Below are 25,022 nucleotides of genomic sequence, written 5' to 3' on the forward strand. Positions count from 1 at the left end.
GGTCAGTTTTATATCCTGGCATAAGTTTCGCGCATTCTATCTAAAGTGATTGTCATCAATCAGGATACGTCACAAGAAACTACCGTTTACGATCCTACCTTGTGGCTCCGGTTCGTTGTTATTAAAAGCCAACGACGAAGCACCGCATGGATTGACAATCTTTGATCAGGAAATGGATAACGCCACCAGCACGGTGGCACGAATGAATATGATTCTGCATAACAACGCCACCGCCAAATCAAACATGGCATGATGCAGGAATTGCTGACCGGGAAAACTCGATTGATAAAACCTAAGCCAAGCTTGTCTGCAAACGATAGAAAGGAATGTGTCAATGGGTAATGAGGTATTTTCGAACGGTAGCCGCTGGTTGAAAACGGATTTTCATCTGCATACTCGCGCCGACAAGGAGTTTAGCTATCCAGGGGAAGAGAATAGTTATGTGAACGATTATGTCGATGCGTTAGTAAATGCGGGCATTCAGCTTGGCGTGATTACCAATCACAATAAATTCGATCTGGGCGAATTTAAGAATCTTAGAAAAAAGGCGGGCAAGGCGGGCGTTGGTTTATTGCCCGGCGTCGAGTTGTCAATAAATGACGGTCAAGCCGGTGTACATACGCTGGTGGTGTTTTCCGATGAGTGGATATGCAACAAGGAACAAGCAAACTATATCCAAAGTTTTTTAAGCGTGACGTTTGCTGGACAAGCTAGCTTTGAGCAGGAAAATGCATCTTCCAATCACAACATTGTGGATACCGTTCGAGAACTGGACAAGTTCCACAAAGATTATTTCTTGATCTTTGCTCATGTAGAAGCCCCTAAGGGATTATGGAACGAGTTGAAACCAGGACGGATTAGCGAGCTATTTGAAAACGAGACCGTACGGCGCAGAGTTGTGGGTTTTCAAAAAGTGCGAACCTATGATGAGCGGATAAAAATTCAGCAAGCATTGGGTAATCTTTATCCTGCCGAAGTTGAAGGTTGCGATGCCAAGCAGTTCAAAGATATGGTTTCCAGAAAGGAAGCTTGTTACTTAAAACTGGGCGATTACAGTTTTGAAGCAGTTAAGTTTGCTTTGCAGGATTACGATAACCGAGTGTGCAATGAACTGCCCAAATATGGTCACTCGTATATTACGAAAATTAGTTTTGAGGGTGCGGGTGCGTTAGGTGGTGCTGAAATTTACCTATCGCCAGAACTGAATACCCTGATTGGCATTAGAGGCAGCGGCAAGTCGTCTGTTTTAGAGGGTATTCGCTACGCCCTTAATATTCCGTTTGGCGATAAAGCCTCAGATGTGGAGTACAAGGAAGGCTTGGTCAAACACCTGCTGCGCAGTGGCGGCAAGGTCACCGTTGATGCGGTGGATCGCCGGGGGCAGTCTTATCAAATACGTCGGATCTTAAACGAGCGACCCGATGTTTATGTAAATGAACAACTGCAGCCGGGCGTGTCCATTCGCGAAACGGTTTTGCATAAACCGATTTATTTCGGGCAGAAAGACCTTTCCAGCACCGGCGCGGGCTTTGAAAAAGATTTGATCGAAAAGCTGGTTGGTGAAGTGTTATCGCCTGTCAGGGAAAAAATCGAAGCCAGATGCCAGTTTGTTCGTGATGCTATCGGCCAGATCAAACGGTTCAAGCGTGCATCCGAGCAAAAGCAGGAATGGGCGCAAAAGAAGCAGGATGCTGTGTTCAAATTGAAGTTTTATCAGCAGCATGGGGTTGAAGAAAAGCTTCAAAAGCAAATTGATTTTGATCGCGACGAACGCAAAGCTAGTCAAGTGATTCAAGAGACTCAGAACTACTTGGAACAACTTATTGGATTTGTCGCCATCTTTGAAGATGAACTAAAAAATCAGCTCTTATATAAATCGGCCAATAATCAGGCCTTTTTCGATGATTTTTTTGCAACGTTTAAACAAGTATTGCAAGGGTTTGACACCATAAAACAAGTTGCAACCCAAGGGCAGCCTTTAAGCTTTTCACTACAACGTAAACTCGAGTTGTTTAAACAGCAAAAACAGGCGCTTAAGGAGGAGTTTGCGGACATTGAACGGAAACTGGCTGGCGAATTGAAACAAGCGGGTGCGCAGGCGATAAGTCCGCAGGAATTTCGGCAATTAAAAACGCTGTTAGATCAAGCCGATCAAATGTTGGGTGTGCTGGATAAGAGCGAACAGCAGTATGCCGAGTTGAAAAAAACGCTTGAAGTGGAGTTGGTGAAATTAAATGATCTTTGGCTTGAGGAATACCGTGCCATTGAGCAGATTTTGGCGGGTATTAATCGACCCAATTCACCTTTGAAAATTGTACCTCAGTTCAAGGCGAATAAGGATGCCATGCGTAAATATATGCAAGACCTTTTTCGTGGTAGTCGGATTAGAGAAGCTACCCTTCAGGGGGTAATTGATAACTACAGTGACTTTGGCGCAATGTGGCGCGATTCAACAAATATTGCTATCCAGTTAGGCAGTTCTTATGAAACATTTTCTCAGTACTTCGATAGCAATATCGAAGCTTTTTTGACGTGGCAGGTGCCCAATGTGTTTACCATCGAATTTCACGGTAAGGCTTTGGCTCATCACTCCCTTGGTCAGCGAGCCTCGGCACTGATGTTGTTTGTGTTGAGTCAACGAGACAATGATGTCGTTATTATCGATCAGCCAGAAGACGATCTGGACAACCAAACCATTTATGACGATGTGATTAAGCTGATCCGGGCACTTAAGCCGGAAACACAATTCATTTTCGCCACCCACAATGCCAATATTCCGGTTCTGGGTGATGCTGAGCAGGTGGTAGCGTGCCGATATGTTGATGAACAGATTTCTACCATTAGTGGCAGTATAGATTGTGTCGACATTCAAAAAAGCATCGTTGGCATTATGGAAGGCGGTGCCGAAGCCTTCGAGAGACGCAGACAGGTATATGAAGCATGGAAACCCAAGAATTATTAAGCATTATCGCGAACGGCGAGGATAGTACTCATCAGTTTAAGGCGAATATAAATAATGCTAATGCTATTGCATCAGAAATGACCGCCTTTAGTAATTCAAGGGGTGGTCAGATACTTATAGGAGTCCATGATGACGGGGCTATTGCTGGTTTAACCAATAATGACATCGCTGAGATTAACAAACTCATTGCAAACGCGGCAACCAATAATATAAAGCCATCAATTAATCCAATTACTCAAAACGTTGTTTTGCCTAATGGAATGGTGCTTGTGTTGACGATTGAACCCGGATTAAATAAACCTTATATGGATACTCAGGGCTTCATCTGGATAAAAAATGGTTCAGACAAACGTCGAGAAACAGCTCGTGAAGAGTTACAACGCATGTTCCAGGAGGCCGCACTGGTTCACGCCGATGAAATGCCCGTCCCCGGTACTTCTGTCGCGGATGTCGATAGAGAATTTTTTGAGTCATTTTTTGAAGAAGTTGTTGGTGAGACTTTAGCGGAACAGGATGTCCCATTAGCTCAGCTGATGGAAAATATGAATTTAATGAAAGCGGGTGAGCTGAATCGATGTGGTGCGCTGTTATTTGCTTTAAGACCGCAGCTTCGTTTACCTGTGTTTATTGTTAAAGCAGTGGCATTTCCTGGACAGGATATTACCGATACAGCTTATATTGATAGCCAAGATATTAATGGCAAGCTATCTGATGTTTTTCAAAAAACATTAAGTTTTGTGCTGGGAAATATTCATTATCAACAAAATGAACAAGGGGTAAATTCCTTAGGCGAACCTGAAATACCAAGAATTGTCCTAGAGGAGCTAATAGCAAATGCCCTTATCCATAGAGATTATTTTGTTTCAGCGCCCGTTAAAGTATTGGTGTTTTCTGATCGAGTGGAAATTATTAGTCCAGGCCACTTGCCAAATAACTTGACTATTGAAAACATCAAGCTAGGCAATTCCAATGTAAGAAACCCTATTCTAGCCTCTTTTGCACCGCGCGTTTTGCCCTACCGGGGGCTTGGAAGCGGTATTTTACGTGCCATTAAGGCTTATTCGGATATTGAATTCATTGATGATCGTGAAGGTAATGTTTTCAAGGCTGTGATACGGCGCAAAGTGATCTAAAGAGAGTAATACAAATAATGTGTGGTCATTGATCTTCGAAAAAATTGGAGTGATATACCTATATATTCTCCCCACCTCGCCATTAACTCATGTCTCTTTTCAAATAAATCACTTCTCCGGTAAGCAGCTCAATATATTTATAATCACGACCTCTTTTCATTCATTATTAGCCTGCAAAGAATCTAGTGGTAGAGTTTATGCGTACTATAGTTCGATTGATTATGATTTTTTAACTTATGAATCGACAAAGTACCACTTCATTGCAAGGGGCAACTTTGGGGGCAACCAATAAACTATAAATTTAAAATAACATAATATACATGACTCTATGTTAGTTATTTGATTGTCGCCGTCCCACCAATAATACCCCCAGTAACATCCAACGCCGTCCTAGAGACGGCGTTTTAATTCCGTGAAGAAAAACTCCGGGGTAACGACGATCCGCTATTTCCGGCGACCCGTGTTGCACCGGGTTCATCCATGCAATTTGCGGCTGATGGGCTTGATCGCGAGCATTGAAGCAATGCCTCACCGATACGAACGATATTTCGCAAAGCTTTTAACAATGCTGGCCCGCCCTATTTCAACCCGCACAGCTTTAGAAATACGCTCGTCCGGCTAGGTGAGGAAATCTGCAAAACTCCTGAACAATTCAAAGCTTGGAGCCAGAATCCTGGGCATAAAAAAGTATTAACGACATTTTTGAGCTATGGCGGGGTTGCTTGCCAGCGGCAGGGGGAAATTATCAGGGATTTGGCGAAGCCGCAGCAAGCCACGCAGCTTGATATTGATGAATTGGCAACATTACTTGTAAGAGATGTCAAGGATCGCTTATCCTGCACTTGAATGATAGTCACCTATACGTTACCATTGGCAATGAAAATTAAGGCTGAAGAATATATTTGCTTGGATGGTTCAACTCCCCACAAAGCATGGTTTGACAGCCTTGATCTGCAAGCTGCCGCCAAAATTGTTACAGCTAAGTTGCGTTTGGAGCTTGGAAATACATCCAACGTGAAATGATTCGACGGCATCGGTGAATATGTCATCAACTGGGGGCCTGGCTACCGTATTTACCTTGCCAAGGATGGCGACACACTTATCATTTTATTTGGTGGCGGCACTAAGCGCGGGCAACAGAAAGATATTGATAGAGCAAAGGCTTTACTCCAGGAATACAAGATGCGAAAAAAAGCCAAGCCTGCTGCCAGTAAAACTAAAAAATCGAAGAGGTAAAATTACATGGCACTAACCCGGAATTTCAAGCAGACAGTTATTGAGCGCATCGAGCGCGATCCTGAATTTGCAAAAGCGCTTCTTGATGAAGCGGCAACCTTGTTCTTAAGTGGCGAACCGGAAGCAGCACGCCTTATCCTTCGCGATCTCGTCAATGCCACCGTGGGATTTGAGCATCTAGCCATGCTGACTGATAAGCCCAGCAAAAGCTTGCATCGCATGTTATCGCCCAAAGGCAATCCCAGCATGGATAACCTCGCCGCTATTTTTGATGCGATTCGTACACGTTTGAACGTTGGAATTGAAGTTCATACGGTTGAATTGGCATAGATAGTCCAAAGCCATAATATTTATTGGTATTTTGCAACAAAAGATGGCGAAGGAGGAGACGGAGCGAGTAAGCACGAAAGCCTACATATAATGATTTATAGTTGTGAATGAAAGAGTCTAGTTCCAGTACTTCATGGCTCACCAGTGCGGATAAATCTGGTAACTGATTTATTAAGATTTCAGTTTGATATCTCATGCCACAAATCAGCCGCGCCGCTTTTTGACGTCGACTTGATTTGGTTGGTTAGACCGCATTATTCAATTGCTCATCACAAACTTTGATGAACTTTTTGTATTTTTCAGAGAGTTCCTTTTTACTTTCTATTACATGAGTTGAATGCTCCCTTTCGTCATGAGCTACAATTTTGCACCAATGAATTGCGTCTCGTGCTGCATTAACAACTTCTGGGTATTTGTTGTATTTACCAATTAAATGATCATCTTCAGTCATTATTTCATTATACTTATCTGCCTTCATTTCATGGGCCTTCCAATTTGCGGATAATTCATAATAACGTCCAACTTCATCTTTCAGGTCTTCAATTTCTTGAAGCATGCGTTCTCGACGGATTTTCTTGAAATCGCGCTTCTCTTTGGAGATTGATATCAGATGGTCAATGGTCTTGGTAAAACCATAAGTAAAAAGCGCTACCACTATTGATCCGGCCAGATGAAGTTTGAAGTTTCAAGCGGCATATTTGACCCTCGGATCTTGAAAGAAGCTTTTGACCCGTTCGGGTGATTGTTCAAGTTTAACCATGTGTTCGGTGGCAGCGAGTTTGAGTTTGGCCTTGGTGCGCACCGGCACTTTCGTCCCGATGGCATGCTTGAGGTCGGCATTGAGGCGTTCCTCCGGATTCAGTTCCGGGCTATAGCTGGGCAGGTAGAACAGCTCGATTTTGTCTTGTCGTTCAGCGACCCATGCCTTGACCTGTTTGCTGTGATGAACCCGCAGATTGTCGAGAATCAAGAATACCTTCTTCCCGGCATCCTTGATCAGCGCTTCGAGGAATTCGATCAGCCTGTCGGCGTTGAAGGCCTCGTCGATAATCATCCAGCGTGTTTTGCCCTGATTCGTCACTGCGGCAATCATCGATAGCTTCTGTCGCGTACCACCAGCCGCGTAGGTGACTGGCGTCTTGCCTGCCGGAGCATAGCAACGACCGCGCACATCGGTATTGACCAAGGCGGTTTCATCGCCCCAGTGAATCTCGCCGCCTTCCGCCTTGGCGCGCTTCTCAATTTCCGGGTATTGCTCGTTGAGCCAGGCTTGTACGGCTTCAGGCCGCTGCTCATAGGCCTTCTTGATCGGCTTCTGGGGAGTGAAACCCCAACGTGACAGATAGTTGCCTACGCCGCGCACCGACAGCTTGATGCTGTACTCCCGCTCTATCAGTTGCATGACCGCCGCCCGATTCCACAGCGCAAATTCCATCTTCAGTTGCTCCGGACGCTTGTCACAAATGATCTTGCGGATGGCTTGTTCCTGCTCCTCTGTCAGTGACCGCCCTTGACCAGTACGCTTGCCTCGCATCCCTGGCTTCAGGGCGGAAAATCCGCCTTCTTCATACCGATCTATCGCAAACCGAACTGTCGGATACGAAAGCCCACTGAGCTCAACAATTTGCATCACGCCGTAGCCCTTGCGATGCAACCGCACCACTTGCTTGCGCCGTTCATGCAGTTGCTCCAGCGTCGAATATCTTGCGTCGTCTTTTTCCATTTCAACAAGATGGGGGGCGATTCATAAATTTCAAGTATTATTGTGCCGAGTCAATAATGTTTGCCACCACTCCATTTTTTCTCCTTGCAATCTAACGTTTGAGGTAAGAGGCGCTTGGTAGCGCGCCCTGCTTGACCGATGGGTTAGCACCCTCTATTCATTAAAAAATTTAATTGCTTTGAGAATATTATCAACTTGTTCTGGTTGGCTATTTGAAACAGCTTGATGTAACAACCCAGAGAGAATTGCATTTCTGGTAGCAGATGGGATTACGCAAGGACTTAAGACTCCTCGAGATTGTGGGTAGTCATCATTCCAATGAATCCCGAGAGCCTTTTCTCCTCCATTTTCTTGGTTTTTATGATCGTACCAACCAATAATCAATGCCAATCCGTCATCTTCATATATTTTTTCCCAATTTTTCCAATAAGAAATCATTTGCATCGAATTATTCCTTCATAGTTTTGGTGTGGACTAACATAGAGGTCATCAGCGCTGCGCGGCTTTATTGCGCAGCGTCCAGTAAAATGTTTCATAATCTGGAACGGAATGTCATGTGGCTCAGTGAAGCCTTCCCAATCCCTTATTACTTAATCAACTTAAGAAAAAATAACTCTGGAAACACTGATCTATTCGATCAAATAGATAGACCTGCAAAGGTTAGATAAAATACCTTGCTATTGATAAACATGGAATAGAGCGATGCAATCAAGCTTTTCTGAGCTGGAATATGCGGCAAAGAAGAAACAAACCCGGCGTGATCGTTTTCTGGTTGAGATTGAAGCTGCAACACCGTGGACATCCCTGCTGAATGTTATAGCTCCGTATTATCCGGTTAGCGGTAGGCGAGGTCATCCACCGATTGGTTTGGAACGGATGCTGAGGATGTATATTGTGCAACAGTGCTTTGGTTTTTCGGATGAAGGCGCGGAAGATGCTGTATACGACAGTCAAGCAATCCGCTGCTTTGTTGGTATTGATCTGAATCGGGAAGCAGTACCGGATGCGACGACTCTGCTGAGATTTCGCCATTTGCTGGAAGCGCATCATCTGACGGAATCCATTTTTGATGCAATCAATGCACATTTGGCTGAACGCGGACTATTTCTTCGCGAAGGTACGATTGTTGATGCTACGCTGATCTCAGCGCCTCCTTCGACCAAGAATAGAGAAGGAAAACGCGATAGCGAAATGCATCAAACCAGGAAAGGCAAGCAGTGGCACTTCGGCATGAAGGTACACATCGGTGTCGATGCGCAATCAGGGCTTGTTCATACCCTGATCGGAACGGCAGCCAATGTCCACGATGTTACTCAGGCACAGGCGCTGCTGCATGGTGATGAAACCGATGTATTTGGTGATGCGGGCTATCTGGGCGTTGAGAAACGAGAAGAGAATCTTGAATTGCCCGTAACCTGGCATATCGCGATGCGCCCTTCCAAGCGCAAGGCATTGCCCAAAACAACAGCAGGCGAACTGATGGAGAAGCTTGAACATGCAAAAGCCAGCATTCGTGCCAAAGTTGAGCATCCCTTTCATGTCGTAAAGAATCTGTTCATGCATCGCAAAACTCGCTACAAAGGAATGGCCAAAAATAATGCTCAGATGTTTTCACTGTTTGGGCTTGCCAACTTGCTGCTGGCTCGCCGGTGGTTATGTAGCTCTGACAGCCAGATTGCGTCTTAAAGACAAGAAATGAGCGGAATAAGGCAAGAAATAACGCAATTCAACCCAGAATATGGCAAATTTTAACCCAATATCCCAGAACTGCTCGCTTTGCCCTTGGGGTGTGGCGAATTAATCAGCGTTTCCCTCTAATTATTAGATATAGCATCATTTTGTTTTCCCCCGTTCAAGTAACACGGGGGATTACAAATACATTGATGATAAAATAAACCTTAGTGTATCATGAAAACTTTTGAAATATCAGGATGCGGTGAGAATTATGTGCCCTATTACTTATGAAAACCTCGCTTCTCAAACAGCCTCCGAAGTACTCAATGCACTTCAAAAAATCGCTGAATCCGAAGGACGATCCATGCAAGCTGTATTTGATGAAGCGCTCCGAGAATACATTGAGCGCAAAGAAAAAGGAGTGTCTCGCTATCAAACCCTGGATGCTTTCTCTCAAAGTTTAAAGGAATTTGATCAACTTTACCGTGAGTTAGCCAAGTAGCAGTGAGGGATCATTTAACTGTCACCGATGTACTGGCAATCCATTCGATATTAATTAAACGTTACGGCGGTTCACACGGTATCCGCGATCATCACGCGCTTGAGTCTGCTCTGTTTCGTCTTCAGTCAGGCTACTATACTGACATAATTGCAGAAGCTGCCGCACTCATGGAAAGTTTAGCAATTAATCATCCATTCATTGACGGCAACAAACGGGTCGCTTTCGCGGCAACAGATATTTTTCTTCGCATTAACGGTTATCGAATCAATTCAAAACCAATGGTTATTTATGCTGACATGATGCAAATGTTTGACACGGGCACATTTAATCAAATTCACCTTGAGCAATGGTTAAGAAAAATAGTCATCAAGGTTTCTTAAAAAAAAACGGTTTTTTTCACGGAAGCTTTCCTTACCGCTTAAATTAAATGTGTTTGAACTGTTTTTTCAGGATTTTATAAATTCATCGACATTGCATCCGGAAGTGGTCTCGCAAATTCAGGCAATCCGTTAAGTGATAATCTTGCTCAACTCAAACCGTGTAATTGACGGTCAACAAAGAAGCAAGCGCATGAGAAGAACGAGAAAGAATCCCGCAGCGGGGTTTAGATGGATTGGAGGAATACTTCAGGCTCTGCAACCCCAATAGACCTCACGCCGCGCTTGACGGCAAAACGCCAAATGAGTTCTACTTCGATAACCTGCCTGCAATGCAAAAACCGCATAGGCATTCACGCAGGATTTCCGCTTAAGAAATACCAAGCAAAGCTGCTTGATCCGCTGTGTACGCTGATCGATAACGTCCGATAAAACTTCCAGGAGCAACCGATGAATCTGCTTCGATCCGAGTATTTAATAGTATGTCTGTGGATAGGATTGCAGGCAGTGCCTGCATGGGCTGTCGATAGTGATAGTACTTGCGAGCAAACCGGAACAACCCGCATCTGGGTCTCGCCGCTGAATCCCAAGGCCGGCCAGCCAGTCAAGATCATGGCGGTTTCCACTGACGGACCAATCGCGGAATTGGTATTGATCGACGAACAAGGTCAGCCCGCGCCGTTGCAATCCCGTCAGCGGGGCGGGCCGCCGTGGAGTTTGACTGCCGAACTTGCAAACCTCAATGACGGCCGGTATCGAGCGGTGGCGCATCAGGACGGCAAACAGACCGCTTGTCAGGAATTAGTGGCGGGGCAAACGGTTGCGGCGGCGAATCCGCGCACATGGAACCGGGCGGCTGAAGCGTTTTATGCCGCATGGATCGAGGAGTTATTCGGCGCGCCGCCCGAAGAAAATCTTAGTTTCAATTCGCTGGAACCGGTATTGCGCAACAGCGAGCGCAATTTTCTGCATAACTATCTCGGTCTGAATGAAGACAGCAACCTGCCGCTGACGCCCGATTGCGCCGATTTGCCCTACACGCTGCGCGCTTATTTCGCTTGGAAAACCGGCTTGCCGGTGGCTTTTCGCGCATGCGGACGCGGTTCGGCCAAAGCGCCGCCGAATTGCGGCGCGCCCACCATTGTCAGCGAATTCACGCGCGGCGTGCGGTCGCAAACCAATTTCCGCAAGCGCTACCGGCAACTGGCGGATACTGTGCATTCCGGCTCGGTGCGAACCGGTCTTGCCGCTGAAAACACCGACTGGTACCCGATTCCGCTCAGCCGCGAGACGCTCTGGCCGGGCACTGTATATGCCGATCCCTATGGACATATCTTGGTAGTAGCCGAATGGGTGCCGCAAACCGCCGATCGTCCCGGCATGCTGTTGGCGGTCGACGCCCAGCCGGATAATTCGGTAGCGCGTAAACGCGTTTGGGAAGGCACGATGCTGTTCGCCGACACGGAGAATGCCGGGCCTGGTTTTAAAGCATTCCGCCCGGTTGTTTTATCCACACCGGATAAGGGGCGCATGCTGTCAAACCGGGAATTGAGCGACCATCCTGATTTCATGCCCTTCTCTTTGGAGCAGGACTATCTCACACCCGATGATTTTTACGCACGGTTAACGCAATTGATCAATCCGCAGGGATTGGACCCGTTGCAAGCGTATGAAGCCATGCTGGCGGCGCTGGTCGAGCAAGTGGAAACCCGCGTCAATTCCGTGCAAAACGGTGAAGCATATTTCCGCAAAAATCCGCGTAGCGTGATCGCAATGCCCGGCGGCGCGGCGATTTTTCAAACGATCGGCCCTTGGGAGGATTATTCCACGCCATCGCGAGACATGCGTTTGATCATCGCGATCAATGTATTGAACGGTCTTCCGGAAAAAATCGTGCGACATCCGGAGTTATTCGTGCTGAACGGCCAAAATCCGGAGCAAGCCAAAGCCGCGATTGAACAACATCACGCCAAACGCGCCCAGAAACGCAGTATTCGCTATATCCGCTCGGATGGCAGCGAATGGGAATTGACCATCGCTGAGGTGCTGGCGCGCAAACCCGGTTTCGAGATTGCTTATAATCCCAACGACTGCACCGAGATACGCTGGGGCGCGCAACCGGATACCGAAGAATATGCAACTTGCCGCCGCCAAGCACCTGCGGAACAACGCGCCAAGATGGCGCAATACCGCGAATGGTTCCGCGAAGCGCGCCGGCCGGTGCCATAACAACAGCCGCGCATCCGGTTGCCAATCATTATCGCGATTCCTTGATCAGCAACAATACATGCAGTATTTTTGCTGATACTATGGCATAGTAATTGATATCCGATTTTCACCACCAAGGAGATAATAAAATGGCCGACAAATCCATCCCTGAAAAATTACAAGAAGAACTGACCAACCTGCAATCAGTCGTTGACGAAGTCAAATTGCAAATGCATCTGGGCACCAAGGAATTGCAGGATAAATTGCAGCCGCATTTGGAAGAACTCGAGCAGGAATTAAGCCAAGCCAAGGAAAAATGGGAAGCCTTCGAAAACAGCTCGGAAGGCGCATGGGAAGATATTCAAACCGGCTTGAGAAAATCTTTCAAATCAATGGAGCAAGCATTTGAAAGAGCGAAACAGCACTTCCCGCCCAAATAAAATTTCTAAAGCAATCTTTCTAACGACGGCCACGCAGCGAACCGCTGCGTGAGCGGATAAACCCGGCAATTCTTCATCCGCGCGTCCGTTGTTTCTGCGGTTATAGTGCTCCTCTTTAACAGCCACACACTGGGGAAGCGCTGATTAATTCAACGAACGTGATGAAGGGCGAGGCGCACGGCACAAAGCGACCGAGACATATCAACAAGATAGGCGGGAAAGCGAGTACCGTGCAACGAAGTGATTCGCTCGTATAGTCAATTAATCAGATGGAATGGACACCGCCCTCCTGACAACGGCATCGCAATGTGCCACAGTTGGCTTTCAATCATCAACTCAAAATTGGAGGGCAGCATCCATGGATAAGATTAGCGTAGTTGGTTTGGATTTGGCAAAGAATGTTTTTCAGGTACACGCTGTTAATGCACAAGGACGGGTGGTTGAGCGCAAGCAATTGAGGCGAAGCGAGGTACTCGTCGTGGTTTGCAAAGATCGAACCTTGCCGGATTGGGCTGGAAGCCTGTGGCGGCATGCATTACTGGGCACGCAAGCTGAGCGAGCTGGGGCATACGGTGCGGCCGATGGCGGCAAGGTTCATCAAACCCTATTTGAAGTCGAACAAATCGGATATGCTCGATGCGGAAGTCATTTGTGAAGCAGTGCAACGCCCGGGGATGCGCTTTGTTTCGGTTAAATCCGCGCAGCAACAGGCAGTATTGCACTTGCATCATAGCCGGCGGCTATTGGTTGAACAGCGTATCGCGCTAATCAACCACATACGTGGAATGCTGCTGGAATTTGGTATTGTGATTGCTGTGCCCTAGCGTGCTCAGAAAACGATTGCCGGAGCTATTGGAAGATACCGGCGATGAGTTACCGCCGATGTGCCGGGATTTGGCCGCTGTGTTGCGGGATCAATTATCGGCACTCGATGAGCGGATTGCGCTACTGGAGCACAGGATTCAGCAATGGCACGTCAGCAATGAAGCGAGTCAACGCTTGGCCGGGATTCCTGGTGTGGGCGTCATAAGCGCTACCGCGATTGCTGCAGCGATAGGTGATGCAAGGGCATTTACCAATGGACGGCAATTTGCCGCTTGGCTAGGACTGGTGCCGCGCCAGGTATCGAGCGGCGGGCGGCAACGTCTGCTGGGAATCAGCAAACGAGGTGATCGTTATCTGCGCACTTTGATGATCCACGGTGCGCGTGCTGTAATCCGGCATTTACGTGCGCGGCAACAAGCCGGTAAGCCGCCTGGCAATGCCTGGATTGCGCAACTGCTGGCGCGGTGTCATCCCAATGTCGCAACAGTGGCGCTGGCCAATCACAATGCCCGGGTAGCTTGGGCATTGCTGGCTAAAAATGAAACCTATCGTGCTAGATACGCTGCTGAAGCATGATGATATGAGCGATTCATAAAAAACAGAAGCATCGTTAACAGGAGGATATTCATTCACGATTGCTTGCATTTATGTGATGGGAAGACAGGTCGGACCGCGGCGGCCAAACCCGGGGAAGCTCTCGAAGCAACCAGACTTCGCTATTCAGATTGGGACCCGCCGGCGAATACACCATAGGGGCTCTGAGCTAAACGCTCTTATCAAAAGCCGAATGTAAGTGTGCAATCGAACCTTGTGTTTCTATACATCAGTGCTTGCAAAACGGGCGGTGTCCATGTAAGCGCTTCCCTAGAATTCCGGCGCTCACTATATTTCTCAGGCATCAATGAAAAATTTTTATTCCCCGGTCCACTTGCTGCTTTTTGTCTTTCTGCTCGGCGCCTTAATGGTGCTGATTCAGCTGGAATTATTGTCGTATGCATTTGAAAAACTGGGACTGCCGCCGGAATTGGGTTTGATCGTGCTGTTTCTTTCGCTGTTCGGCAGCGCGATCAACTTGCCGGTCACGCGGATTAAAAGCGACGTGCCGGTGCAGGAATTAATGCCGCAGGCTTACTGGGGGTTACTTAGGGAAACGCTGATTAATTCGCCACACCCCAAGGGCAAAGCGAGCAGTTCTGGGATATTGGGTTAAAATTTGCCATATTCTGGGTTGAATTGCGTTATTTCTTGCCTTATTCCGCTCATTTCTTGTCTTTAAGACGCAATCTGGCTGTCAGAGCTACATAACCACCGGCGAGCCAGCAGCAAGTTGGCAAGCCCAAACAGTGAAAACATCTGAGCATTATTTTTGGCCATTCCTTTGTAGCGAGTTTTGCGATGCATGAACAGATTCTTTACGACATGAAAGGGATGCTCAACTTTGGCACGAATGCTGGCTTTTGCATGTTCAAGCTTCTCCATCAGTTCGCCTGCTGTTGTTTTGGGCAATGCCTTGCGCTTGGAAGGGCGCATCGCGATATGCCAGGTTACGGGCAATTCAAGATTCTCTTCTCGTTTCTCAACGCCCAGATAGCCCGCATCACCAAATACATCGGTTTCATCACCATGCAGCAGCGCCTGTGCCTGAGTAACATCGTGGACATTGGCTGCCGTTCCGATCAGGGTATGAACAAGCCCTGATTGCGCATCGACACCGATGTGTACCTTCATGCCGAAGTGCCACTGCTTGCCTTTCCTGGTTTGATGCATTTCGCTATCGCGTTTTCCTTCTCTATTCTTGGTCGAAGGAGGCGCTGAGATCAGCGTAGCATCAACAATCGTACCTTCGCGAAGAAATAGTCCGCGTTCAGCCAAATGTGCATTGATTGCATCAAAAATGGATTCCGTCAGATGATGCGCTTCCAGCAAATGGCGAAATCTCAGCAGAGTCGTCGCATCCGGTACTGCTTCCCGATTCAGATCAATACCAACAAAGCAGCGGATTGCTTGACTGTCGTATACAGCATCTTCCGCGCCTTCATCCGAAAAACCAAAGCACTGTTGCACAATATACATCCTCAGCATCCGTTCCAAACCAATCGGTGGATGACCTCGCCTACCGCTAACCGGATAATACGGAGCTATAACATTCAGCAGGGATGTCCACGGTGTTGCAGCTTCAATCTCAACCAGAAAACGATCACGCCGGGTTTGTTTCTTCTTTGCCGCATATTCCAGCTCAGAAAAGCTTGATTGCATCGCTCTATTCCATGTTTATCAATAGCAAGGTATTTTATCTAACCTTTGCAGGTCTATCTATTTGATCGAATAGATCAGTGTTTCCTTAGAATACCTGCGCGACGCTTCCAGAACGAAACGCTGATTTGCATCAACTTCGGCGGTTGCCTGATACCCGTGACCCTGTCCATGTTTTTGTTTTCCCACAGCGAACTGGATATCTTCCCGGCATTGCTTGGCATCACCATCATTACCATCATCAGCTATTTTTTCAGCCGCCCGATTCCCAGACTCGGCATTGCCATGCCAATACTGGTTGCACCCATCAGCGCGGCATTGGTGGGTCTGCTGATCAGCCCGGAACAAAGCGCGCCGCTGGCTTATATCAGCGGTACCTTGGGCGTATTGATCGGCGCCGATCTGTTACGCATCAAGGATATTTCCCGGCTCGGCACGCCGTTTGCCTCGATTGGCGGCGCGGGCACATTCGACGGCATTTTCATTACCGGCATTGTCGCTGCGATGCTTGCCTAATATCCGCAGACCCGCCGCCGCTGCTACCGGTCCGGTGGCAATCCGGCTATACTCGATATTATGATGAATTGCCTCGGCTCATTACCGCGCCAGCATTTGTTGCATCGCTTGCACGCCATTCAACAGCAGCACCGGCATATTTCACCGCAAGCAATGCAGCAGACCGCCGCCGAATTCAATATACCGCTCAGCCAGGTTGCGGCGGTGGTTGAATTTTATTCGTTTTTCTCCACGCAACCACGCGGCCGTTTCGATCTATTGCTCAGCAACTGCACCAGTTGCGGTTATCGTGCCGGCGGTGAAAATTTGCTTGAATTACTATGCCAGCAACTGCAAGCCGTTCCCGGCAAAACACGCGCGGACGGTTTGGTCAGCATCGGTGAAACGTCGTGCATCGGCATGTGCGATCATGGTCCGTCGATGCTGATCAATGACTCTCCCGTGACCGGCTTGAATGCAGCCAGACTCACGCAAATTGCACAACTTATAGCAGACGAAATACCGGTTCCGCAGTGGCCTGCCGCATGGTTTGAAATGTCCGATACCGTGCATCGCCGCGATCTGCTGTTGAGCAACCTGCTGATACCCGGCAACGCGCTGCGACAAGCCTTGCAGCAGGGTGCGAGTGAAACCTTGGCGGTCATTCGGCAATCCGGATTGCGCGGGCGCGGCGGCGCGGGATTCGATACCGGCAAGAAATGGCAATTCTGCCGCGAAGCGCCAGGCAATGCGCATTATGTCGTTTGTAACGCCGATGAAGGGGAACCCGGCACGTTCAAGGACCGGTATTTGCTGCGCGAATACGCCGATGCTTTGTTCGAGGGCATGACGCTGTCCGCGTTTGTCATTGGCGCGCAACAAGGTTTTGTTTATCTGCGCGGTGAATACCGCTATTTGTTGCCACATCTGCAAGCCGAGCTGAATCATCGCCGCAAACTGGGTCTTTTAGGCGCAAACATCCTCGGACAAGCCGGATTTGATTTTGACATTGCAATTGTCGTTGGCGCCGGCGCCTATATTTGCGGCGAAGAATCGGCCTTGATCGAATCGCTCGAAGGCAAACCCGGGATTCCGCGCATCCGTCCGCCGTTTCCGGTGACGCATGGTTATTGGGGACAACCGACCGTGGTCAACAACGTCGAAACCTTCATCGCTGCGGCGCAAATCGCCTTACACGGCGCTAGTTGGTTCAAAGCCTCGGGTACAGCATCATCAGCGGGCAGCAAGCTCCTCAGCATCAGCGGCGATTGCCAAAGATCGGGCATTTATGAATACCCGTTCGGCGTAACCATCCGGCAAGTGCTGAACGATTGCGGCGCTGCGGATGCGCAAGCGGTGCAAATCGGCGGTCCCGCCGGTGTTTTGCTCGGCCCGGCCGAATTTAACCGCGGCATCGCCTTCGAAGATGTTGCCACCGGCGGATCGGTATTGGTATTTGGACAACAACGCGATTTGCTCGCGATACACCGTAACTTCGCGCAGTTTTTCGCGCATGAAAGCTGCGGTTTTTGCACACCGTGCCGGATCGGCACGCAATTATTGAAAAATAACCTGGATAATATCGCCGCCGGCCGCGGTTCACCAAACGATCTTGAGGAACTGCGGCAACTCGGCCAAATCGTGCAGCACCAATCGCATTGCGGATTGGGTCACACCGCCACCAATCATGTACTGGACGGTTTGCGGCAATTTCCGCAAGTATTCTCCAACCGTTTGCAATCGCAATTCACCGCCCGCTTCGACCTCGATCAAGCACTGGCGGACGCGCGGCAAGTCACCCGGCGTGACGATGCCGCCGCGCATTTGGATAATGAATGATGACAACCGGCGTTGACACAATCCGCATCGACGGCGAAGAGATTCCGTTCACGCCGGGGCAGACCATCATGGATGCGGCCTTGGCGGCCGGTGTTTACATCCCGCATCTGTGCCACTACCCGGGCTTGCCGCCAAGCGGCAACTGTCGCCTGTGCGTGGTGGAAACCGGCAACCGCAGCGTTGCCGCTTGTATCACTCCAGCGGCCGCCGGGCAGCAAATTATCAGCGACACGCCGGAATTGAACGCGACGCGTAAAGCCATCACGCAAATGCTATTCGTTGAAGGCAACCACATTTGCCCGTCGTGCGAAAAAACCGGTAATTGCAAGCTGCAAGCGATGGCGTATCACCTCGGCATGCTCGACGATCATTTTCCGCAGTTTTATCAGCGCCGCGAAATCGATGCCTCGCACCCGGAGATTCTGCTCGACCGCAGCCGCTGCATTCTGTGCGATTTATGCGTACGCGCCAGCCGCGACGTGGATAAAAAGAATGTATTCGCCATTGCCGGACGCGGCACGGATGCGCATTTGATCGTCAATGCGCCCAGCGGCAAGCTGGCCGATACGCCGATGGCCGTTACCGACCTGGCGGCAACTATCTGCCCGGTCGGCGCGATTCTGATCAAAGAGAAAGGCTACGAAGTACCGATCGGGGAGCGTATTTATGACCGGCAAACGATTTGCGAAACCGGTTTGCAAGAATATACTGATAAACCGATCATTAAGAAGCATCAAAGTAAGTGAATAAGATCATTGCTACGCAACATAGCTTGCAATTTGGCAAGACCATCATTTACTACATGACTGATAACATTGATTTATTAAACAACGAAATTTAAGCGCGCAACGCCATATTTTCGAGAGAAACGTATCGCATGAAAGTACATTCAGCCGCTCCAGCCAAGCAGTCCCTGCAAAATCCCCGCATTGAAGACGATCGTTTGCAACGAGTGACGAGCAACATCACTTTCACTGACAACCGCCCCGAAGTAATCGTATTGCGCAAGCAATCAGGAATCATCAATAACAGTTCTCGAGTATTGCAACAAAAAGCAATCAACCAGCGCATACAACACAGTCCGCACATGGTAACGCAACGAATGCAACATGAGGCATTGCTCAATGGCTCAGAAAAATTGGATAACGGTAGTAAACGTACGATTATGCCGAAGCTGGATTTATCAAAAGCAGTAAAAACTCAAGTGCATTTGGATAGTGCATTGACCCCTGCTGTACCGCTTAAAAAACCGCTTCAATCGAAATCGCAGCAACAAAACGTGGCGGTATTCGATGCTCGCGGGTCTATTTTACCTATTCAGCGTTTTGTGGATCCTGTGACACATGAAGAAATTAACATTGAGGAGATTCAATATCTTGGGATCGTATTGAATTACATGGAAATGCTAAGCAAAGGTACTTTGGAATTGGACAAGGAGGAACGAACTGCACTCTTTTATAAGCGGGCCGAGCTTCTTCGAAAAGACAAATTAAAAGAAAAAATAGCCGATTCCAATCAAGAATTGATGGAACAAGCAAATCATTCCGGAAAAGTTGCATATTTGCATAATGTTGGAAGAGAAACTTTGCGGAATATGATCAGATCGGGTGTCAATCCGCAGCTTGGATTTGCAGATCCGCGTTTTTTTGCGCAGCCAGAGAAATTCACATGGCGTTTGCTTCCGAATATCAGCGCATCGGCCGGGATTCGAGCTTTCCTGAATCCAACTTATGCCTCGAATGCCAATCCAGGCATAACTATTGCCGAATGCCAGACGACGATACAAGCTATTTTTTATCATACTATCCTCAATATGATTGGCGATAGACGCTTTGATCAGACACTTGGCATGGCAGGTGCAACGCTCCCTGATGAAAAACGGCTATTGATAGAATTTCAAATGAGCAGCAAAAACCCGCTCAAGCATTTTCTTGCGGATGAGAAAGCCACCATGGACAAAGAAGAAATGGGTGGTTTAGGATTACAGCAAGAGGAAGATGGTGAAGTTCCAGTGAGCGCACCGGGATTTAGACCGGCTAAATTGGGCGGCTGGTATTTCATCAAAAACCATGCGTTGTATAACATTCGTCATTCAGAAGGAATCTGGGGTGGCGAGAATGCGCTATTTGTTGGCTACAATGAAGAAAATGAGCAGCTTTTCTCAGGTTTTGGTTTGGAAAACCGCACGGAAGCAGAGATGGCGATTTCTTTGGCAGAAACTTTTAACGATCCGCCAACAGCTGGTGAAGTTGAGAATATCCTAAAAAATTATCCCGGACATATTTCTCTGGTATTACCGCAATTGGGCAATCCGAATAGTTTGGAGCAACTGCCCGATTTGACACCGGGAGCCATCGCTGCCCTTGTAAATCTTAGAAAACAGCAAGGAGGACCGTTCGCCAATATTCCATTGGCGGGTCACAGACAGCAATTGCTAGCACTCCGGGGGCTGCTGAAAGGAATTGCGTTACAACCGCCGGTCAGACCGGGTGACCTGTTGGCAGAAATTCATCTGCAAGATGTGGAAGGCGGTGAAGTTGAGCCGGCCGTTACCCACGGCACATGGAGCAATACGGAGAATGCGAAAATACTTACCTGGACAAATAGCCGCTTAAAGAGAATTTCTATTAGAACGTTGATGGATTACTATGCCAGTGCTTTCGATCTGAATCTAAGTCATCTATTAAGAGATCTGATCAAAGGATTGAATCAAGAAATCGCGAATAAAGCAGAAAATGCCAAATTTGATGTTGCTGTGGGAGATACTTTTCTATTTCCTCTCCCCTCTACTCTGGCAAAATTAAAGAAAACCCCCGGTGGTTTCCAGGCATTGGGAAGCAAGATAATCAGTCCCGAGAAATTACAAGAATTAGTAAAGAATTCATAAGTTGTAAGAACTCCCAGGGTTGTTTACAGAGAGGTTGATTAAAATAAGCGTTGAGTATTTCATAAGGAGTTGCGTTATTCAAACTCTTATGGGGTTTGACGGTGTTGTAGAAGTTAATGAAACGGACAAGTTGAATACGGCAGTCAGCGGTGTCTTTAAAACGGAATGAGACCTTTGCACGGTGTCATGAGCGGTACGAGAATAAGGTAAAAAATTGCGAAAAAGCGGAGTTTACACGGGGTAAATGAGCATTTTTCGCGAATTTTTAATGCAATTATCGTGCCGCGTAGTAACCGTGCAAAGGTCTCAGAATTTGTTGTGCCACATGTCCATTAGCGTGCGGATCACGCGCTCGGCTTTGCCGTTAGTCTGAGGGCGATTGATGCGGGTAAACTTCTGACCGATATCGTGTTGCGCGCATGCTTTGACGAAAGCGTGACCGGCAGTTCCCTTAAATTCCTTGCCGTTATCGGAGTAGGTATAGTCGATCTGATAAGGGCACTGGGCGATGACGGTTTCTATGAGGAAATGCGCAGCGCTGTATTGGGTTTTATCAGGGAAAATCGCGGCATATAACTCCCTTGAGAAGTCATCGATGGCGACAAACAGGTATTCGCGAGGTTCGCTGGCAGATTGTCCTTTCAGCAAGGGAAGGCGCTTGGTATCAAAGTGAACCAGCTCACCGGGATAAGTTTTGTTATAGCGTTTTGCTTCACGCTTGAGGCGATCCTGGATCGCTTGCTCAACTTTGGCCAAGCGTTTAAGACCGTACTGCAATGTTCTAAACCGCTGATTTGTACTGTTGCGTGGAGTAAATTCCTGAAGTCTGGCGCATTCCAATACGGCAAGGTTCGATCTCCGCAAACCACGACAGTACCTCGCTTCGCTTCAATTGCTTGCGCTCAACCACCCGTCCTTGTGCATTAACAGCGTGTACCTGAAAAACATTCTTTGCCAAATCCAAACCAACTACGCTAATCTTATCCATGGATGCTGCCCTCCAATTTTGAGTTGATGATTGAAAGCCAACTGTGGCACATTGCGATGCCGTTGTCAGGAGGGGGGTGTCCATTCCATCTGATTAATTCGACGGACGAGATGAAGCACGAGGCGCACGGAACGAGCAACCGGGGCATATCAACAAGATAGGTGAGCGCGCAGTGATTCGTTCGTGTAGCCAATAAATCAGCGTTTCCTCAGGTTGCGTGAGCAGTGACGTGGATCAGAAGCTTGGCTTGAAATCCTGATTACAGAACGGAACAAATCGTATTTCTTAGCCGGGGTAGGTTATTTGCGGAGAATTAAGACCCTGCAGGCTCGATATACTTAAATATTGTTCCTGCAAGGTTATCATCTCAGTCTTACGACATTAAACGATAAAGATAATAAATAATATTTCAGAATTACTATTTTTCTGCTGGAAGCTCGTTACGGCCTTCAGCTGGTTTGCCTTCATGCGTTGTACCGTAATTATCGGAACTTGCGCTTTCCGGCGCTGTAGGTTTGCCACATGCAACTAATGATAATGCGAAAAATGCTGCAACAAAGAATGCTGAAAGTTTCATTTATAAGAATGTCCTTAAAATTTTAAAAAAGTACTGCCAATATTTTTTGTGACACTCAATCCTTGTTAAGGAAACGCTGATTAATTCGACAAACGCGATGAAGCGCGAGACGCACAGAACACAGCAACCGAAGTATATCCATCAGATAGACGAAGGGGCGGGTAATGCGCAACAAAGCGATTCGCTCGTGCAGTGAATGAATGCGTGATTCCCTGAAACTGATCGTCACTTTAGAACTATAACATGATAAGCGTATTGATTCTTCATAAATATTGCATCCGGGTCAATAAAAGGTTTCCGTAGAAATTTTGAAAGGATAAGCGATGTATACAATGTGCATAATTATCATTCATATTAGGGGCTTATGCTTTCGCTAAAATGCGAGGATTCCGCCTGGGTAAAATTTTGCCTGCTCCAAGCGCGTCAGCGTCGGCAACAGATTAAGTCCGGTTCGCTTTTTCAATTCGAGCATCCGCTCTTTGAGATCGCTCAGTGTTATCCGGACTGTATCCTCGCCGGCTGCCAGTGCGATGACATTGCCGCTGTCGCAAGATGGGAAAGCCAGTGCGCGTTCGTCGAATGCGGCTTTGATGCGTTCCAGATTAGCCTGATAACCGCGGCTGCGGCCCAGCAGATTTGCGGCAAACAGGCCGTCATTGCTCAATCGCGCGCGGCACATCCGGTAGAACGGCAGCGTGCTCAGCTCACCGGAACGATCTTTGGCATCGAAACCGTCGACCAAAATCAGGTCATAGGTTCCATTGAATCCAGCGATATATTCCGCGCCATCCGCGATGACGATGCTTAAACGCAACGGATCATCCGGCAGTTTAAAAAACTGTCTTGCGGCAGCGACCACGCGCGGTTCGATTTCAACTACAGTCAATTTGGCTCGCGGGCAATGCCGATAAAGAAACTTGGTCAGCGATGCCGCACCCAGGCCAATCAGCAACACGCTACGCGGAAAGTGAATATCGTCTCGTAGCAGCAGGCTGGTCATCATTTCCCGGGTGTAATCGAGTTCCAGATGCCAGGGGCGGGCAATACGCATCGCGCCCTGGATCGAATCGGAACCGAAGTGCAGGCTGCGTACCCCGGCTGCTTCACGGATTTCGATGGGAAAGCTCATAATGTGCTCAATGTAAAAAGTATCTGGTTTTGTCGTTGGTACATTCAGTTAGCTGCTTGTCAGGGAAGCACTTACATGGACACCGCCCGTCTTGCAAGTGCTGATGCATAGAAATACGAGGTTCGATTGCACACTTACATCCGGCCTTTTGATCGGAGCATTTTGCTCCCAGCCCCTATGGTATATTCGCTAACAGGTCCCAATCTGAATAGCGAAGTCTTTGCTTCGAGCGCTTCCCCGGGTTTGGCCGCCGCGGTCCGACCTGTTTTTCCATATCATTAGCACTGGCAATCTTTAGCAGCCCCCCCTGTCAATGACGTTTCTTTTCTCGTTACTGCAAATCTGTTCAGGTCATTGCCAAGTGGCCTTATCCTGGGCGGTAGGTTTCGTTCTTAGTCAGCACGCCCACACTACCCGGGCATTGTGATTGGCCTGCGCCACCGTGGCGACATTGGGATGACATCGCTCTCGAGCAGTTGTGCAATCCAGGTATTGCCCGGTGGCTTGCCGGCCTGTTGCCGGGTGCGCACATGCCGGATCGCAGCGCCCGCACATGAATCAGCAAAATACGTAGATAACGATCGCCCCGTTTACTGATTCCCAGCAGACGTGACCTGCCTCCGCTGGAAGCTTGCTTTGGCACCAACCCTAGCCAGGCTGCCACCCATTAGTAAATGTTCGAGGATTGCCTGCCGCCGCAATCACCGCAGTGGCCGTCATCACGCCAACCAGGTATCTCGGGCTAAGTGGCGACTGGCTTCATCATTGCTGTGCCATTGCTGGAGCCGCCTCTCCAGCCCCACTATCCGCTCATCCAGTAGCGATAGCCGATCCTGCAACTCAGCCACCAGGCCTCGGGCCATCGGCGACAATTCATTACCAGCATCTTCCAACACCTCCGGTAAGCGCTTCCTGAGCATGCTCGCCCCTATAGCAATCACGCCCCCAAATTCCAGCAACATCCTGCGGCTGTGATGCAGGTGCAGTACCGCTTGTTGCTGCACTGACTTGATTGCAACAAAACGCATCACGGCCGTTGCACGGCCTCACATATCGTTTGCGCATCCAACTTATCCGATTTGTTCGACTGCAAATACGGCTTGATGAACCGCGCCGCCATCGGCTTCACCGCATGACCCTGCTCGCTTAATTTGCGCACCCAACAATGCATACCACCGCACGCTTCCATCCCTATCGTGCACGGCTCGATCCTACTAAACCACTCCAATACCTGGCTTCGCTTCAGTTGCTTGCTCTGCATCACTCGCCCCTCTGCATTCGCAGCATGCAACTGAAAAACATTCTCTGCTAAATCCAAACCAACTACGCTAATCTTATCCATGGATAGTGCCCTCTTCGTTTTATGTTGTTTAGTGAATCTCAACTGTGGCACATTGCAATACCGTTGTCAGGAGGGCGGTGTTCATCCCATCTGATTAATTCG

At 48.3% G+C, this 25,022-nt stretch carries 24 protein-coding genes and 2 pseudogenes; 16 read left to right on the plus strand and 10 right to left on the minus strand.

Going from position 1 to position 25,022, the window contains the following annotated elements; translation table 11 throughout:
- Positions 1-49: 49 nt before the first annotated feature.
- From RBH92_RS09280 to RBH92_RS09300, 5 genes are all read left to right on the plus strand, one after another.
- Positions 50-253: an N-6 DNA methylase gene (locus RBH92_RS09280; protein WP_307931805.1), complete on the plus strand. Its 204-nt coding sequence runs from the start codon at positions 50-52 to the stop codon at positions 251-253.
- An 81-nt stretch (positions 254-334) separates the two neighbouring features.
- Positions 335-2,962 (plus strand): TrlF family AAA-like ATPase, encoded by a 2,628-nt coding sequence (locus RBH92_RS09285; protein ID WP_307931806.1) that lies wholly within the window; start codon positions 335-337, stop codon positions 2,960-2,962.
- A complete protein-coding gene (locus RBH92_RS09290; RefSeq protein WP_307931807.1) occupies positions 2,941-4,095 on the plus strand; it encodes an RNA-binding domain-containing protein in 1,155 nt (384 codons plus the stop codon). Before RBH92_RS09285 ends, RBH92_RS09290 begins: the two co-directional genes overlap by 22 nt.
- Before the next feature lie 846 nt (positions 4,096-4,941).
- The gene (locus RBH92_RS09295) at positions 4,942-5,118 is read left to right on the plus strand and encodes a hypothetical protein (protein ID WP_307931808.1); all 177 of its coding nucleotides are present in this window, start codon (positions 4,942-4,944) and stop codon (positions 5,116-5,118) included.
- Between the two features lie 219 nt (positions 5,119-5,337).
- Positions 5,338-5,661 (plus strand): helix-turn-helix domain-containing transcriptional regulator, encoded by a 324-nt coding sequence (locus RBH92_RS09300; protein WP_307931809.1) that lies wholly within the window; start codon positions 5,338-5,340, stop codon positions 5,659-5,661.
- A 244-nt stretch (positions 5,662-5,905) separates the two neighbouring features.
- Here the strand turns inward: RBH92_RS09300 and RBH92_RS09305 are convergent, their stop codons facing one another.
- The 3 genes from RBH92_RS09305 to RBH92_RS09315 all read right to left on the minus strand — a co-directional run bounded on the left by RBH92_RS09305 (position 5,906) and on the right by RBH92_RS09315 (position 7,828).
- Positions 5,906-6,316: a hypothetical protein gene (locus tag RBH92_RS09305; RefSeq protein ID WP_307931810.1), complete on the minus strand. Its 411-nt coding sequence runs from the start codon at positions 6,314-6,316 to the stop codon at positions 5,906-5,908.
- A gap of 30 nt (positions 6,317-6,346) precedes the next feature.
- Positions 6,347-7,384 (minus strand): IS630 family transposase, encoded by a 1,038-nt coding sequence (locus RBH92_RS09310; RefSeq protein WP_307931811.1) that lies wholly within the window; start codon positions 7,382-7,384, stop codon positions 6,347-6,349.
- Positions 7,385-7,537: 153 nt separating this feature from the next.
- Positions 7,538-7,828: a hypothetical protein gene (locus RBH92_RS09315; protein ID WP_307931812.1), complete on the minus strand. Its 291-nt coding sequence runs from the start codon at positions 7,826-7,828 to the stop codon at positions 7,538-7,540.
- Between the two features lie 258 nt (positions 7,829-8,086).
- Between RBH92_RS09315 and RBH92_RS09320 the strand changes: the two genes are divergently transcribed.
- The 7 genes and pseudogenes from RBH92_RS09320 (at position 8,087) to RBH92_RS09350 (ending at position 14,620) form a co-directional block, all read left to right on the plus strand.
- The gene (locus RBH92_RS09320; protein WP_307931813.1) at positions 8,087-9,070 is read left to right on the plus strand and encodes an IS5 family transposase; all 984 of its coding nucleotides are present in this window, start codon (positions 8,087-8,089) and stop codon (positions 9,068-9,070) included.
- A gap of 232 nt (positions 9,071-9,302) precedes the next feature.
- Positions 9,303-9,560: a hypothetical protein gene (locus tag RBH92_RS09325; protein ID WP_307931814.1), complete on the plus strand. Its 258-nt coding sequence runs from the start codon at positions 9,303-9,305 to the stop codon at positions 9,558-9,560.
- Between the two features lie 2 nt (positions 9,561-9,562).
- Positions 9,563-9,940, plus strand: a complete 378-nt coding sequence (locus RBH92_RS09330) for a type II toxin-antitoxin system death-on-curing family toxin (protein WP_307931815.1) — start codon at positions 9,563-9,565, stop codon at positions 9,938-9,940.
- A gap of 447 nt (positions 9,941-10,387) precedes the next feature.
- The gene (locus RBH92_RS09335) at positions 10,388-12,166 is read left to right on the plus strand and encodes a hypothetical protein (protein ID WP_307931816.1); all 1,779 of its coding nucleotides are present in this window, start codon (positions 10,388-10,390) and stop codon (positions 12,164-12,166) included.
- Between the two features lie 128 nt (positions 12,167-12,294).
- Positions 12,295-12,585: a sll1863 family stress response protein gene (locus RBH92_RS09340; RefSeq protein WP_292923429.1), complete on the plus strand. Its 291-nt coding sequence runs from the start codon at positions 12,295-12,297 to the stop codon at positions 12,583-12,585.
- Positions 12,586-12,943: 358 nt separating this feature from the next.
- A pseudogene (locus tag RBH92_RS09345) lies at positions 12,944-13,986 on the plus strand (IS110 family RNA-guided transposase).
- 325 nt (positions 13,987-14,311) lie between these two features.
- Positions 14,312-14,620, plus strand: a complete 309-nt coding sequence (locus tag RBH92_RS09350) for a hypothetical protein (RefSeq protein ID WP_307931817.1) — start codon at positions 14,312-14,314, stop codon at positions 14,618-14,620.
- Between the two features lie 62 nt (positions 14,621-14,682).
- Here the strand turns inward: RBH92_RS09350 and RBH92_RS09355 are convergent, their stop codons facing one another.
- Positions 14,683-15,666 carry an IS5 family transposase gene (locus RBH92_RS09355; protein ID WP_307931813.1) on the minus strand — a complete coding sequence of 328 codons (984 nt, stop codon included), beginning with the start codon at positions 15,664-15,666 and terminating at the stop codon, positions 14,683-14,685.
- A gap of 45 nt (positions 15,667-15,711) precedes the next feature.
- Between RBH92_RS09355 and RBH92_RS09360 the strand changes: the two genes are divergently transcribed.
- The 4 genes from RBH92_RS09360 to RBH92_RS09375 all read left to right on the plus strand — a co-directional run bounded on the left by RBH92_RS09360 (position 15,712) and on the right by RBH92_RS09375 (position 20,884).
- Entirely contained in the window at positions 15,712-16,179 is a 468-nt protein-coding gene (locus tag RBH92_RS09360; RefSeq protein ID WP_307931818.1) for a DUF1614 domain-containing protein, read from the plus strand.
- A gap of 60 nt (positions 16,180-16,239) precedes the next feature.
- On the plus strand, positions 16,240-17,997 hold the full coding sequence (locus RBH92_RS09365; protein WP_307931819.1) for an NAD(P)H-dependent oxidoreductase subunit E: 1,758 nt from the start codon (positions 16,240-16,242) through the stop codon (positions 17,995-17,997).
- The gene (locus RBH92_RS09370; RefSeq protein ID WP_307931820.1) at positions 17,994-18,743 is read left to right on the plus strand and encodes a 2Fe-2S iron-sulfur cluster-binding protein; all 750 of its coding nucleotides are present in this window, start codon (positions 17,994-17,996) and stop codon (positions 18,741-18,743) included. The genes RBH92_RS09365 and RBH92_RS09370 overlap by 4 nt, the downstream gene beginning before the upstream one ends.
- A gap of 419 nt (positions 18,744-19,162) precedes the next feature.
- A complete protein-coding gene (locus RBH92_RS09375) occupies positions 19,163-20,884 on the plus strand; it encodes a hypothetical protein (RefSeq protein ID WP_307931821.1) in 1,722 nt (573 codons plus the stop codon).
- On the opposite strand, the gene RBH92_RS14990 is transcribed toward RBH92_RS09375, so the two are convergent.
- The 6 genes and pseudogenes from RBH92_RS14990 to RBH92_RS09400 all read right to left on the minus strand — a co-directional run bounded on the left by RBH92_RS14990 (position 20,844) and on the right by RBH92_RS09400 (position 24,920).
- Positions 20,844-21,020 (minus strand): hypothetical protein, encoded by a 177-nt coding sequence (locus tag RBH92_RS14990; protein WP_374049968.1) that lies wholly within the window; start codon positions 21,018-21,020, stop codon positions 20,844-20,846. The two genes, RBH92_RS09375 and RBH92_RS14990, sit on opposite strands and share 41 nt — an antisense overlap.
- A gap of 170 nt (positions 21,021-21,190) precedes the next feature.
- Entirely contained in the window at positions 21,191-21,661 is a 471-nt protein-coding gene (locus tag RBH92_RS09380; protein WP_307931822.1) for a DDE-type integrase/transposase/recombinase, read from the minus strand.
- Between the two features lie 4 nt (positions 21,662-21,665).
- On the minus strand, positions 21,666-21,872 hold the full coding sequence (locus RBH92_RS09385) for a hypothetical protein (protein WP_307931823.1): 207 nt from the start codon (positions 21,870-21,872) through the stop codon (positions 21,666-21,668).
- Positions 21,873-22,290: 418 nt separating this feature from the next.
- On the minus strand, positions 22,291-22,449 hold the full coding sequence (locus RBH92_RS09390) for a hypothetical protein (RefSeq protein ID WP_292923435.1): 159 nt from the start codon (positions 22,447-22,449) through the stop codon (positions 22,291-22,293).
- 373 nt (positions 22,450-22,822) lie between these two features.
- Positions 22,823-23,578, minus strand: coding sequence for a fused MFS/spermidine synthase (locus RBH92_RS09395; RefSeq protein WP_307931824.1), 756 nt, complete (start codon positions 23,576-23,578; stop codon positions 22,823-22,825).
- A gap of 367 nt (positions 23,579-23,945) precedes the next feature.
- Positions 23,946-24,920, minus strand: a pseudogene (locus tag RBH92_RS09400) (IS110 family RNA-guided transposase).
- Positions 24,921-25,022: the final 102 nt, after the last annotated feature.

This window comes from Nitrosomonas sp. sh817, assembly GCF_030908545.1.
Lineage (GTDB): Bacteria > Pseudomonadota > Gammaproteobacteria > Burkholderiales > Nitrosomonadaceae > Nitrosomonas.

Bases quoted from the DNA above. Each gene is read 5' to 3' on its own strand.
- RBH92_RS09285 (WP_307931806.1), top strand. From the start codon at position 335: ATGGGTAATGAGGTATTTTCGAACGGTAGCCGCTGGTTGAAAACGGAT.
- RBH92_RS09290 (WP_307931807.1), top strand. From the start codon at position 2,941: ATGGAAACCCAAGAATTATTAAGCATTATCGCGAACGGCGAGGATAGT.
- RBH92_RS09295 (WP_307931808.1), top strand. From the start codon at position 4,942: ATGATAGTCACCTATACGTTACCATTGGCAATGAAAATTAAGGCTGAA.
- RBH92_RS09300 (WP_307931809.1), top strand. From the start codon at position 5,338: ATGGCACTAACCCGGAATTTCAAGCAGACAGTTATTGAGCGCATCGAG.
- RBH92_RS09310 (WP_307931811.1), bottom strand. From the start codon at position 7,384: ATGGAAAAAGACGACGCAAGATATTCGACGCTGGAGCAACTGCATGAA.
- RBH92_RS09315 (WP_307931812.1), bottom strand. From the start codon at position 7,828: ATGCAAATGATTTCTTATTGGAAAAATTGGGAAAAAATATATGAAGAT.
- RBH92_RS09320 (WP_307931813.1), top strand. From the start codon at position 8,087: ATGCAATCAAGCTTTTCTGAGCTGGAATATGCGGCAAAGAAGAAACAA.
- RBH92_RS09335 (WP_307931816.1), top strand. From the start codon at position 10,388: ATGAATCTGCTTCGATCCGAGTATTTAATAGTATGTCTGTGGATAGGA.
- RBH92_RS09340 (WP_292923429.1), top strand. From the start codon at position 12,295: ATGGCCGACAAATCCATCCCTGAAAAATTACAAGAAGAACTGACCAAC.
- RBH92_RS09350 (WP_307931817.1), top strand. From the start codon at position 14,312: ATGAAAAATTTTTATTCCCCGGTCCACTTGCTGCTTTTTGTCTTTCTG.
- RBH92_RS09355 (WP_307931813.1), bottom strand. From the start codon at position 15,666: ATGCAATCAAGCTTTTCTGAGCTGGAATATGCGGCAAAGAAGAAACAA.
- RBH92_RS09365 (WP_307931819.1), top strand. From the start codon at position 16,240: ATGATGAATTGCCTCGGCTCATTACCGCGCCAGCATTTGTTGCATCGC.
- RBH92_RS09370 (WP_307931820.1), top strand. From the start codon at position 17,994: ATGATGACAACCGGCGTTGACACAATCCGCATCGACGGCGAAGAGATT.
- RBH92_RS09375 (WP_307931821.1), top strand. From the start codon at position 19,163: ATGCCGAAGCTGGATTTATCAAAAGCAGTAAAAACTCAAGTGCATTTG.
- RBH92_RS09385 (WP_307931823.1), bottom strand. From the start codon at position 21,872: ATGGATAAGATTAGCGTAGTTGGTTTGGATTTGGCAAAGAATGTTTTT.
- RBH92_RS09390 (WP_292923435.1), bottom strand. From the start codon at position 22,449: ATGAAACTTTCAGCATTCTTTGTTGCAGCATTTTTCGCATTATCATTA.
- RBH92_RS09395 (WP_307931824.1), bottom strand. From the start codon at position 23,578: ATGAGCTTTCCCATCGAAATCCGTGAAGCAGCCGGGGTACGCAGCCTG.